This is a genomic window from Vreelandella neptunia, assembly GCF_022489065.1.
Taxonomy (GTDB): domain Bacteria; phylum Pseudomonadota; class Gammaproteobacteria; order Pseudomonadales; family Halomonadaceae; genus Vreelandella; species Vreelandella neptunia_A.
In genome coordinates this window covers 107,659-119,928 of record NZ_JAKVTW010000006.1, presented here as the reverse complement: position 1 = coordinate 119,928, position 12,270 = coordinate 107,659, and the positions used below count along the sequence as shown (strand labels likewise).

The 12,270-nt window shown below is 52.2% G+C and carries 12 protein-coding genes; 10 read left to right on the top strand and 2 right to left on the bottom strand.

Features of this window, described 5'->3' with window-relative positions:
• Nucleotides 1–127: 127 nt before the first annotated feature.
• Together MLE19_RS10620 and MLE19_RS10615 are read left to right on the top strand one after the other, a co-directional pair.
• Nucleotides 128–1,192: a cache domain-containing protein gene (locus MLE19_RS10620; protein ID WP_240718157.1), complete on the top strand. Its 1,065-nt coding sequence runs from the start codon at nucleotides 128–130 to the stop codon at nucleotides 1,190–1,192.
• Between the two features lie 22 nt (nucleotides 1,193–1,214).
• Entirely contained in the window at nucleotides 1,215–1,781 is a 567-nt protein-coding gene (locus tag MLE19_RS10615; protein ID WP_240718156.1) for a GGDEF domain-containing protein, read from the top strand.
• On the opposite strand, the gene MLE19_RS10610 is transcribed toward MLE19_RS10615, so the two are convergent.
• Both MLE19_RS10610 and MLE19_RS10605 read right to left on the bottom strand, forming a co-directional pair.
• The gene (locus tag MLE19_RS10610) at nucleotides 1,778–2,338 is read right to left on the bottom strand and encodes a DUF1415 domain-containing protein (protein WP_240718155.1); all 561 of its coding nucleotides are present in this window, start codon (nucleotides 2,336–2,338) and stop codon (nucleotides 1,778–1,780) included. The genes MLE19_RS10615 and MLE19_RS10610 overlap by 4 nt on opposite strands.
• Nucleotides 2,339–2,415: 77 nt before the next feature.
• Nucleotides 2,416–3,093 (bottom strand): GntR family transcriptional regulator, encoded by a 678-nt coding sequence (locus MLE19_RS10605; protein WP_240718154.1) that lies wholly within the window; start codon nucleotides 3,091–3,093, stop codon nucleotides 2,416–2,418.
• A 179-nt stretch (nucleotides 3,094–3,272) separates the two neighbouring features.
• Between MLE19_RS10605 and MLE19_RS10600 the strand changes: the two genes are divergently transcribed.
• From MLE19_RS10600 to MLE19_RS10565, 8 genes are all read left to right on the top strand, one after another.
• The gene (locus tag MLE19_RS10600; RefSeq protein WP_240718153.1) at nucleotides 3,273–3,857 is read left to right on the top strand and encodes a chromate transporter; all 585 of its coding nucleotides are present in this window, start codon (nucleotides 3,273–3,275) and stop codon (nucleotides 3,855–3,857) included.
• Nucleotides 3,854–4,384, top strand: a complete 531-nt coding sequence (locus MLE19_RS10595) for a chromate transporter (protein WP_240718152.1) — start codon at nucleotides 3,854–3,856, stop codon at nucleotides 4,382–4,384. The genes MLE19_RS10600 and MLE19_RS10595 overlap by 4 nt, the downstream gene beginning before the upstream one ends.
• Nucleotides 4,385–4,524: 140 nt before the next feature.
• Nucleotides 4,525–5,520 carry a Bug family tripartite tricarboxylate transporter substrate binding protein gene (locus MLE19_RS10590; protein WP_240718151.1) on the top strand — a complete coding sequence of 332 codons (996 nt, stop codon included), beginning with the start codon at nucleotides 4,525–4,527 and terminating at the stop codon, nucleotides 5,518–5,520.
• A gap of 39 nt (nucleotides 5,521–5,559) precedes the next feature.
• A complete protein-coding gene (locus tag MLE19_RS10585) occupies nucleotides 5,560–6,540 on the top strand; it encodes a Bug family tripartite tricarboxylate transporter substrate binding protein (protein ID WP_240718150.1) in 981 nt (326 codons plus the stop codon).
• Nucleotides 6,541–6,602: 62 nt separating this feature from the next.
• Entirely contained in the window at nucleotides 6,603–7,073 is a 471-nt protein-coding gene (locus MLE19_RS10580; protein WP_240718149.1) for a tripartite tricarboxylate transporter TctB family protein, read from the top strand.
• A 13-nt stretch (nucleotides 7,074–7,086) separates the two neighbouring features.
• The gene (locus tag MLE19_RS10575) at nucleotides 7,087–8,601 is read left to right on the top strand and encodes a tripartite tricarboxylate transporter permease (protein ID WP_240718148.1); all 1,515 of its coding nucleotides are present in this window, start codon (nucleotides 7,087–7,089) and stop codon (nucleotides 8,599–8,601) included.
• A 46-nt stretch (nucleotides 8,602–8,647) separates the two neighbouring features.
• Complete coding sequence (locus MLE19_RS10570; RefSeq protein ID WP_240718147.1) at nucleotides 8,648–10,255, top strand: gamma-glutamyltransferase family protein; 1,608 nt, start codon at nucleotides 8,648–8,650, stop codon at nucleotides 10,253–10,255.
• 156 nt (nucleotides 10,256–10,411) lie between these two features.
• On the top strand, nucleotides 10,412–12,256 hold the full coding sequence (locus MLE19_RS10565; RefSeq protein ID WP_240718146.1) for an ABC transporter ATP-binding protein: 1,845 nt from the start codon (nucleotides 10,412–10,414) through the stop codon (nucleotides 12,254–12,256).
• The last annotated feature ends 14 nt before the right edge of the window (nucleotides 12,257–12,270 follow it).

Below are 12,270 nucleotides of genomic sequence, written 5' to 3'. Positions count from 1 at the left end.
ATTGTTCATCTCTGGCTTTAATAAAAATTAGCCGACATCGAAATGCAAATGTCTATAAAATAAGTTAAGTTCCCTCTCTTCTAATGACAATACGCTTTTAAGCGCCTCTTTCTAGTGATGGCAAATTATGTCCGTTCATCCCCCGTTTTACTCACGTTTCTCACTGCGTTCACGTTTTATCGCTCTAATTGCCACATTGGTATTTGCCACGACGTTACTGCTTGGCTGGGTGGCATCCCGGGAATCGGCGCAGCAAATGGAAGCCGCTATTGGCACTGCGGCGTCTGAAGCAGCCTACCAAATGGTGGATAAACTGGACCGCAGCATGGATGCGCGGATTAAGGAAGTTAAGCTACTGCTGGGTATTCAAGCTTTTACAAACGATGCTGGCACCAGCTTACTGCGTGAACAGTTGGAGCTACTACAGAGCAACCATAACGTTGTGTCGTGGATTGGTTTTACCGATTCAGAAGGGACTGTTCTAGCTGCAACGGGTGGGATTTTAGAAGGGGTTTCAATCGCACAACGCCCGGTATTTATTGAGGGCCGGGAGGCGATGTGGGTAGGTGATGTTCATGAGGCAGTGATGCTAGCCCAATTGCTGCCCAACCCCAGCGGTGAGGCTCTTCAGTTTGTTGATATTGCCACCCCTGTATATGACTCTAACGAGCAGCTACAGGGAGTGTTGGCAGTCCATTTAAGTTGGCAGTGGGCGGAGTACATTCAGCAATCCATGCTAGCGCCTACCAACCAGCGGCATAATACTGAGATGCTGTTACTATCTGCTAACGGCACGGTGCTGCTAGGGCCTGCGGCGCTTATTGGCGAGTCATTAGACAGCCTGAAAAATATACCTGCCCCCTCCAACACATCACCCCAATGGGCCATTGAAACGTGGCCCAATGGGGAGCGTTTCATGACAGGCTACGCGCGCAGCAGCGGGTTTGAAGACTTTCCTGGATTGGGCTGGATAGCGGTGAGCCGTAAACCAATAGCCTCCGCCCTTGCGCCCATCGAACAACTGCAAGCCGCCATTATGGGTATGGGGGTCTTATTAGCGTTGCTATTTGCGATCATTGGGTGGGTCACTGCATCGCGCCTTGTCGCCCCGCTCACCCGCTTAGCGAAAGCCGCCGACAAAATACAGGATGGCGAACACGCCGATAGCATTCCACTGGAAAGTGGTTCCTGAACTTAAAGACCTTTCAACCTCTATGCGCAATATGGTCACCCGGTTGTTAGATCAACACAGGACTATCAACCGCTTAGAAGATTTAGCCAACACCGACCCGTTAACGGGCCTGCCCAATCGTGCGTTTTTGAATCAGTACCTACAGCTTGCGATACCAGAGGCGGAAAGAAACCAACAAAGCATGGCCGTCATTTGTATTGATTTAGATGGTTTTAAGCAGGTCAACGATGAATTAGGCCATCACGCGGGCGACCTACTATTGATTGAAATCACCCAGCGATTAAAAAGTGCGTTACGCAGCGGCGATGTAGTCGCCCGATTGGGCGGTGATGAGTTCGTTATGGTGCTTAAAACCAAGGAAGAGCATTTGGAAATGCTCACCCATGAAATTAGCAGACGCTTACTGAGCTCCATCGATCAACCCGTTTTACTTCCTGACAACGAGCAGGCATGCGTTGGAAGCAGTTTAGGGGCCGCATGGTGGCCTCACCACGGGCATCATATCAACACCGTGTTGCAACTCGCTGACGATGCCCTGTATGCGGCTAAAGCGAAAGGCAAACATCAACTCGTGATTCATTCGTTCTAATCAAAACAACGCTGAAGCTGTTGCTCAGCGGCATCGCTACCCATTGCGGTTAACTTGGCAATATTACGCTCGGGAATAGCGTCAGTGTCGCCGTAAAACGCGATCGCTTTTTCGACACTCTCTTCGCGTAACAGATGCACCATGGCGTAGGGGGAGCGGTTGGTATAGTTTGAAGCATCATCGGGCTCAGCGTCTTCAAAGCAGTAATCTGGGTGAAAAGTGGCTAACTGATAAACACCTTCATAGCCCTGATCGACCAAGATACTTTCTGCAAGCTCGACAAAATCTAAGTAGTGATCAAAGCTTTTAAACAGCGTCGGAAACACCAGCAGCGTGGTTTCTGTTTCGGGGTGCTCATCTAACCACTGCACTTCCACCATCAGTTCCTCGAGCGCTACTTCGATTTTTTTAGAGCGCACTACTTCCACGCGAATCGATTCACGCTCCAGCTCCCGCTGTGCAAACGGGCAAATATCATGCGCCACAATGAAGGTGCGCACCCAGTTCAGCGTTTGCGCAGCTACTTGGTAATCTGCGTGTTGGTTATCTGTGTGCATAGCACCCTCACGATTATCGTTAGGTCGGCGATGGCCGACGCTTTGTGCGGGGGAGTTTACCAACTGTTCATTAGCAACTATACGTGCTCTTGATAGCGTTTCAGGGCAACTTCATAGGATTTATGAATATGATCATCCATTAATTCGCGCGCCGCTTTAGCTTCCCGCTTCAGCGCCAGCTCCACCAGTTGGTGGTGCTGCTCGTCTAGCTCTTGACGAATCGTTGGCATTTTCGGCCCCAAGCGGCGATAGCGATCAAACTGATCATGCAACTGTTCAATAAAACGTAACAACCAGACTGAACCACAGGGAGCGACTAAAGTGCGGTGAAACTGAGTATGTAGATGCTCCCACTCCTCGCCTTTATCCAGCGTGATGTCGGCTCGTTTCAGGCGGTGAGCAGCGGCTAATAAATCGGCTTCCCATAGCGAATCACCGTTAGCAATTGCCCGCTCTAACGCCATCCCCTCCATCTCCAAGCGCATGTGGGCAATATCATCAAGCTCTTCCCGCGACAGCTTCGGCACTCGAAAACCGCGCTGATTTTCTTGGATTAACAAACCATAGGCCGCCAATTTATTGAGCGCTTCTCGCAATGGGCTCAAGCCTACTTGGTAACGCTCTTTAAGCGCATTGATAGCGAGTTTTTCACCCGCCACAAAGCGCCCGCCGACGAGATCCTTACGTAAATTATCAAATACGCGGCTTGATGCAGTACCTACTGGCGTTGCTGTATTAGGTAAAAAATTATTCATAAAGATGTCCTTTATTTATCTCAGCTTCCGCTGTCCATTCAATTTTTCACTGTTGACGTCGGATCGGGCACTACCTATATTCTATTTTAGACAAGATAATCGATTTTTTAACCTACAAACGATAAATAAGGTTTAGGTATGCTTCTGATCTCGTCATTAGCTTTGTGGGATACGCATTCATGAAAACACGCGGCGTCTCCTGGCAGCTGTTCTGGGCTTTTTTCCGCGTCGGCATTTTTGGCTTCGGTGGCGGCCCGGCCATGATTCCTCTGGTGCGCGCCGAAGTTGTCACTCGCCATCATTGGCTGACCGATGAAGAGTTTGCCGACGTGCTGGCGATCGGCAATACCTTACCCGGCCCTATTGCCACCAAAATGCCAGGCTACATTGGCTATCGCGTGGGCGGTGTGACCGGCTGTATTGCTGCCGTGATTGCCATTATCTTGCCAATGATTGTGGCAATGATTGTCATGTTAGGCATTTTTAGCCGATATCGCGATGTGGCATGGATTCGCGGTATGGGCCAAGCAGTAGTGCCGGTGGTGATGGTGATGATGGCACAACTCACCTGGGACTTTTTCGATAAATCAAAGGCTGCGCTTGGCTGGCTGGCAAGCGTCGTAATGGCCATTATTGCTGCCGGGCTTATCTACTGGCTTGGCATTCATCCCGGCTGGGTCATTGGCGCCATACTTGTTGCTGCTCTACTGCGCCCCTCTGGTTCTAAGCCGTCGGGCACTAAAAAAGCGGAGGGGACGGCATGATCTACTGGGATCTCTTCTTAGCCTTTTTTATCCCGAACATTATCGGTTATGGGGGCGGCCCGGCCATTATTCCACTGATTGAAGCCGAAGTTGTTGGTCGTTATGGCTGGATGACCGCGCAGACGTTTGCTGAAACCTTAGCCTTGGGTAATGCGCTGCCTAGCCCAATCGCTACCAAAATGGCGGGCTATGTTGGCTATGAAGTGGCAGGCATTGGCGGTGCCTTTATTGCGGTGGCTGCCACCGTCATCCCGACCTTACTCTTGATGCTTGGCGCACTTGGGCTGCTGTATCGACATCGCGACTCCCCCCGGGTTAAGCGCATGAGCCAATGGGTTCGCCCGGTTATCGCCATGATGATGGCTTGGCTAACCCTCGGCTTTCTACTCGAAAGCCTTAACACTAGCGGCGCGCTCCATACCGTGATTATTGGCGTAGTCGCGGCTATCGCATTGATTCGCTTCAAAACGCACCCCGCGTTTGTCGTCATGGGCGCTCTGATTTATGGAGGACTGTTTCTCGGCTAACACTCACTGACACACGATCGCAATAAAAGGCGATTGTGCTGGACAACAAGAACCCGATAACGGGACCACGCGCTCACCACACCGCTGCAGTATTGGCGGCATCCCACAACACCACCCCTAAACTATAAAGGTGTAGAAGAATGACGCGTTCAAAATTTACTCTAAGCACTCGCACTTTAAGCACTACCCTCGCTGCTATCGGACTTGCGTCTGGCATGGCGATGTCGACCGCCGCTCAAGCTGACTATCCTGAGCAGGATATCCGCTTGATCATTCCTTACGGCCCGGGCGGCGCAACCGACATTCTTTTTCGGCTAATTTCCCAAGAGGCTGAAAAAAACCTTGGCGAATCCATCGTGCCCGTCAATATGGCCGGCGCTGGGGCGACCTTGGGATCACGCAACGTGAAAGATGCTGATCCCGATGGCTACACCCTGCTTGGCAGCCACGACACCATTGCGCTTTCCAAGCTAGCAGGCACTGTCGATTACTCGTTTGATGCCTTCGAGCCCATCGCGCTACTCACCCAAACCATCAATATTCCAACCGCGCATGCCAATCATCCTGTGCAGAGCGCTGACGAAATTGCTGACTATGTGAGCGAAAACCCAGGTCAAGTGCGATTCAGCATGATCCCTAGCTCCACTGACCACTTCTTCTGGGCACAATTCTTCCAGGAAGCGGGCATCGATACGGCCGATGTACGCTTAGTCGGTTATCCAGATACCGGTGAGCAGGTATCGGCCCTAATGGCGGAAGAAGTTGATTTCGCTATGTTCAACCTGCCATCCGGCGGTGCGTTTTTTGAAGATGGCACCTTCCGCGCCCTCGGCATCGCTCATCCAGAACGTCTCGAAAGCATGCCCGACGTTGCCACTCTGCGCGAGCAAGGCATCGAGATGGATCACTCCACCAGTCGCGGCATTTTCGCTCCTAAAGGCACACCTCAGGAAGTGATCGACACCATCGCCGAAGCTTACGGCGAAGCATTGGAAAATGAAGAAGTGCAGAGTCGTATTGAGAATGAATTTGGCTCTGTCGTGCGCTTCCTGGCAGGCGATGAGTATCAAGCGTTCCTGGATGAAAACGAAGCTGCGCTAAGCGCTGCTGCCGAAAACATCGATTTCCAGAACTGATTCATACCATTTTGCATCACTACATAAGCGAGCAAAGACATGATTACTCCTCTGAAATCAACGTTTTTAGCGACATCTATAGCCGCGTTAACATTAGGTGGTTTCACTGCCAGTATCCAGGCGGATGAATTCCCAACCCAAGATATCCGGATGGTCATTCCCTACGGCCCCGGTGGGGCCACTGATATCATTTTCCGCTTGGTTTCCCAGGAAGCCGAAAAGCATCTGGGGGTATCCATTGTTCCCGTCAATATGGCGGGAGCAGGTGCAACCTTAGGCTCGCGTAATGTGAAAGATGCCGATCCAGATGGTTACACCATACTGGGTAGCCACGACACCATTGCGCTTTCCAAATTAGCGGGCATGGTCGATTACTCCTATGATGCCTTTGAACCCGTCGCCTTACTGACCCAAACCGTCAATATCCCCACCACTTACCCAGGCCACCCCGTCGAGGACGCTGGCGGCATGGCGGACTACATTCGTGAGAATCCGGGTGACGTTCGATTCAGCATGATTCCTACCTCCACGGATCATTTTTTCTGGGCGCAGCTCTTTGAAGCGATTGATATAGACATCAATGATGTTCGCTTAATTGGCTATGCGGATACGGGTGAGCAGGTTTCTGCTCTGATGGCTGAAGAGATCGACTTCACGATCACTAATATCCCATCGGGTGCTTCCTTCTACGCAAACGAAACCCTTCGCCCTCTCGGTGTTGCACACTCTGAGCGCTTAAATGGCTTAGACGACGTTCCAACACTTAATGAATTGGGCATTGATATGGTGAACGCCACCAGCCGTGGCTTATTTGCGCCGGAAGGAACCCCACAGGAGCGTATCGATATTATCGCTGATGCTTATGAAAAGGCGCTTCAGAACGAAGACCTTATTGCTCGCATAGAGAATGAATTCGGCTCGGTTCCACGCTTCCTCGCTGGTGAAGATTATCGAGAGTTCCTGGTTGAGAATGAGGAACGGCTAGCAGAAGCAGCCAATGATATTGATTTCGACAGTTGAGGCATCCCTCTCGCTAGCGCTGGTTATATCACCTAGCGAGAGGACTGCTACGGAGAGCTTATATGCTAACGCTAACTAAAGACCGCGCCTTGGCGCTGGCGCTGCTCTTAATTGTGGCTGTCATGTGGATGGAGTCGGGTGATATTCGTCCGCCGACCAGTTGGCAACCTTATGGGTCAGCGCTTTTCCCCCGCATTTTGTTAGTCGTGATTGGATTGTTATCGCTGCTGATTTTGGTGCGTTCCTTATTGGTAAAAGTGCCTGAACGGCCTGGCGCAAAACAGCTTATTACTGAGTGGTTTCAAAGCCGACGCACCATACTCGCTCTGTTTCTACTATTTGGGCTTTATGCCGCGTTACTTCCAGTGGTGGGGTATATCGTAGCCACCATAGGCTTTTTAGTCACTTCGCTTGCACTACTGATGGGCATCAACACGCGACGTAAATGGATGATTAATCTCACCCTTAGCTGCACTTTAGCTATCGTGATATTTGTCGTTTTCCGCTATGGCCTGAATGTTTGGCTGCCTTAACCTGGAGTAAATAATGACCAACTTTTTCCTCCAAGCGCTCGCTGAGGTCGGCACGCCATCGGTTCTGGGCTTGATCGTCATCGGTGTACTGTTTGGGATTGTGGGCGGTAGTATCCCGGGCTTTACCGTCACCATGGCCATCTTGGTGGTCTTCCCTTTCACGTTCGCCATGGACCCGGTAAGCGGTGTCTCGCTGATGGTCGGTGTGTTTGTCGGTGGGTACTCTGGCGGTATTGTGTCTGGCGTCATGCTAGGGATACCCGGCACCCCCTCCTCGATTACCACCGTTTATGATGGCTACCCAATGGCACAGAAAGGCGAACCTGGCCGCGCCTTGGGCATTGGCGTCGTATCGTCGTTTCTAGGTACGCTGATCAGCGTGGCCGTACTAGTGTTTTTCGGCCCGTTGATTGCCAGTTTCAGCATGAATTTCCGCCCCTGGGAAATCACCGCATTAATCGTTTTCGCCCTGACGCTGGTAGCAGGACTTTCTAGTGGCGCCCTGCTAAAAGGCTTGATGGCCGCGGCGCTAGGCCTTCTGATCACCACTGTTGGCTATGACCGCAACAGCAACCTGCGCTTTGACTTTGGCCTACCTGCGATGGGTTCTGGGTTCGAAATTCTGCCCGTCATGATTGGTATCTTTGCCTTCTCACAGCTACTTGGAAATATCGAAAAGCTAAAGGATGAGAAAAGCGACGCCAAAAAAATCGACACCAATGTAATGATCCCCTACGGCCAAATACTCAAAGATATGGCGGGGCAAAAGCTCAATACCCTTCGCTCATCTCTGATTGGTAGCTTAGTGGGGGCTCTCCCTGGCACCGGCGGCACCGTTGCCAACTTTTTGAGTTACGACCAAGCTAAAAAATTCTCCCGCCATCCGGAAAAATTTGGCACGGGTATACCTAGCGGTATTGTCGCGTCTGAAGCCTCTAACAGTGCTGTAGCGGGCGGTGCTTTCGTGCCCACGCTGGCACTGGGCATACCGGGCGATTTGCCCATGGCGATCATGATGGGGGTACTGATTCTGCACGGCATTACGCCAGGGCCAATGATGTTCGAACAAAACCCCGTATTGGTGGGCGCTATTTATGCCAGCCTGCTGATCGGCGCGGTAGTCATGGTGCTTTGCAACCTGCTGTTGGTGCGCTGGTTCGCCAAAATATCGTTGATCCCCCAGCAAATTCTCGTTCCCGTTGTGTTGATGCTTTGTGCCATTGGCGCTTATGCCCTGAATAACAATCTGTTTGATATTTGGGTGCTGTTTATCTTCGGCATCATCGGCTACTTACTGTGGAAAGCGGAGGTTCCCCTAACGCCACTGATCCTTGGTGTGGTACTGGGCGACAACCTTGAGCGACAACTATTCCGTGCCCTTGAGCTTAACGAAAGTTGGTTGACGTTTTTAACTCGGCCACTCTCCGCGCTTTTCCTGGCATTAGCCGTCGCTTCGATTTTGTTTTCGCTCTATCAGGATCGCAAAATTCAGCGATTAAAAAATGCCGCTCAGCAAGAAAATATTTAAGACATCACTCGGTTATTTGAAAACACCGTTCAAAAGGAACTCTGGCATGCAACAAAATGCACTCTATTATCCCAGCGCCTCGCGCCGGATGGCCACCTTCGGCAAACGTGGCATGGTCGCCACCTCACAGCCATTAGCGGCGCAGGTGGGTATTAGCATACTGCAGCAAGGGGGGAATGCGATTGATGCAGCCATTGCAGCCGCCGCCGCATTAACGGTGGTCGAACCAACCTCTAATGGGATCGGCAGCGATGCCTTTGCTATTGTGTGGGTCGACGGCAAGCTGCATGGCCTTAATGCTAGTGGCCCTGCTCCACAAGCAGCGACCATTGAAGCACTGAAAGCACTCGGCCATGACGCAGTGCCAAACCACGGCATGCTACCGGTGACAGTACCCGGAGCCCCAGCTGCATGGGCAGCGCTGTCTGAGCGATTCGGTAAGCTGCCATTCGCTGAACTGCTAGCACCTGCCATTGCGCTGGCCGATGAAGGCTTTCCCGTTTCCCCGATTATTCATCAAATGTGGAAGGAGGCTTTCAATACTTATTCAGCGTATAGCGAGGCGTCTTTCAAACCTTGGTTTGATACGTTTGCACCTGAAGGTCGAGCCCCTGAGGCTGGTGAGCTGTGGCGCTCTGAAGGTCATGCTAAAAGCCTAAAAGCGATTGCTGATACTCACGCCAAAGCGTTTTACGAAGGTGAACTGGCTGATGCTATCGACGCTTTTTCACGTGAACATGGCGGCCTGTTACGCAAGGAAGATCTGGCTGCTTACCAGCCGGAGTGGGTCGACCCGATTAGTGTTCGCTATAAAGGCCATGATATTTGGGAAATCCCTCCCAACGGCAGCGGCATGATTGTGCTGCAAGCGCTGGGTATGCTTGAGCACTTAGGCGAAGCGGGTTCCGACCCAGTTGAAACGCTACACCGCCGTATTGAAGCCACCAAACTGGCCTACGTCGATGGTTTTGCACACGTTACCGATCTAGACGCCATGCGCCCTACTGTTGATCAGATGTTGGACAACGACTATCTGAAGTCGCGAGCAGCGCTGATTGGCGAACAGGCGGTCGAGCCGGTACATGGCAACCCAATTAAAGGCGGCACCGTGTATCTCGCAACGGCTGACAGTGATGGCAACATGGTGTCGCTGATTCAAAGCAACTTTAAGGGCTTTGGTTCGGGCATGGTAGTGCCCGGCACTGGCATTAGCCTGCAGAACCGTGGCTGGTCGTTCTCCCTCGACCCGCAGCACCCAAATGCCTTGGCGCCCGGCAAACGCACCTACCACACCATCATCCCTGGCTTTATTACTAAAGATAACCAAGCCGTTGGGCCCTTTGGCGTCATGGGTGGCTATATGCAGCCACAGGGCCATGTGCAGGTGGTAACGGCCATGCTTGAGGATCAACTCAACCCCCAGGCGGCGCTCGATATGCCGCGCTGGAAGTGGACCAAAGGCAAAACCATCGAAGTCGAAGCCGATTTTCCCAACCACTTAGCGCTGGCGCTGGCCCGCCGCGGCCACGACATCGTCAAAGTCGCCGATTCCATCAGCTTTGGGCGTGGCCAAATCATACTGCGCGACCCTAAAACCGGCGTACTGCAAGGCGGCACCGAGCCGCGCACCGATGGGGCAGTACTTCCTTGGTAAATCGATTCTTTGATAAGTTGCCGCCCTGGTAAACCCTTTCGTTTCTAAACCTCTCCGCCGCGTTGCCGTTGAAGGCAACCGGCGGTTGGGCTGGCTATCCACGTTTAACCACCTCATCATGTCACTCCTTTTTACTCGGTAAGCGTCCTTCTTTTTATGCCCCCTTCTGAAACCACTTCCTCCTCGCCGCTAAGCGGTTTTTTTGGCGTGTTTCGCTATAGCCGTCGCGCGCTTGGCTTGGTGTGGGAAACCTCTCGCTGGATGATGCTTGGATTAGCGCTGTGTACGCTGGTTGCAGGGGTACTGCCTGCGGTGGCCGCCTGGGTGGGCCAGTTGATTGTGGATGGTGTGGTGAGTGCGATGGATGCGCACCAAACGGCTTCTGATCCCAACCTACTGGCTTCCATCACGCCCGTACTAAAGCTGGTGGGTATAGAAGCGCTGATCATTGGTTTAATCGCTTTGGCCCAGCGCGGTCTTTCGGCCCAGCAGTCGCTGTTAAGAGCGCTGTTAGGGCAAAAAGTAAACGTGATGATCCTGGAAAAAGCGGGCACGCTGTCACTGAGCCAGTTCGAGGATTCAGAGCTCTACGATCAGCTTACACGGGCTCGGCGAGAAGCTTCTACCCGCCCGTTGGCACTGGTAAATAAAACGTTTGGGCTGCTGCAAAATGCTATATCGCTAGGCAGCTTTGGGGTGCTGCTGGTGCAGTTTTCCCCTTGGGCACTGCTGATTTTAGTGGTTGGCGCTTTACCGGTATTTATCTCGGAAGCCAAATTCTCTGGTGACGCTTTTCGACTCTTTCGCTGGCGCTCGCCGCAAACCCGTATGCAGATTTATTTAGAGACATTACTCGCGCGGGAAGACAGCATTAAAGAGGTCAAGCTGTTTGGGCTTGAAGGGCTCTTTCTCAAGCGCTACCGCGATATCTTTACCCAGCTGTTTGCGGAAGATCGTCGTTTGACGTTACGCCGGGAAAGCTGGGGGTTTCTGCTCGGCTTGCTTGGCACCTTAACCTTTTACGCCGCCTACGGCTGGGTGGTCATTGAAACCATTGCGGGGGCACTGACACTTGGCCAAATGACCATGTACTTAATGGTCTTCAAACAGGGCCAAGCCGCGCTTTCTGCTAGCCTCACCGCGATTAGCGGCATGTACGAAGACAACCTCTACCTCTCAAATCTTTATGAGTACTTGGAGCAACCTGTGGAGGCGGCGAGCGGCACACTTACTGAAGGCATATTACCTGGGGATGGGCTGCGCTTCGAGAACGTCAGCTTCTCCTACCCTGGCGGCGCTGATGTTCTGCACAATATCTCGCTACACCTCTCCCCTGGGCAGAGCCTAGCCTTGGTAGGCGAAAATGGTTCAGGCAAGACCACACTCATCAAACTATTAACGCGGCTCTATCACCCTACCCAAGGGCGGATTCTATTAGACGGCAGTGACCTGCGCGAATGGAGCACTCAGGCACTACGTGAGCGCACTGGGGTGATCTTTCAGGATTTTGTGCGCTATCAGCTACAGGTGGGTGAAAACCTGGGTGTTGGCGATACTAATGCCTTCGACGATGAGCAGCGCTGGCAGCAAGCCGCTCGTCACGGCATGGCGGATGACTTTATTGCGCGCATGGCGAGCGGCTACAAAACCCAGCTTGGTCGCTGGTTTAAAAATGGCCAGGAGCTCTCCGGTGGCCAGTGGCAGAAGATTGCCCTTTCTCGTGCTTATATGCGCAAAAACGCCGATATCATAGTGCTAGATGAACCCACAGCAGCAATGGACGCTGCCGCTGAAGCAGAAGTCTTCGCCCGCTTTCGCGAACATAGCCGCGATAAGATGGCTATTTTGATCTCGCATCGTTTCTCAACAGTGCGCAGCGCCGACCTGATCTTGGTAATAGATCAGGGGCATATTATTGAACGTGGTACCCATGAAGGACTGCTGAAGGCAAATGGTCGTTACGCAAAATTGTTTAAGCTTCAGGCTCAGGGGTACAAATGATGAAAATAAAAAAC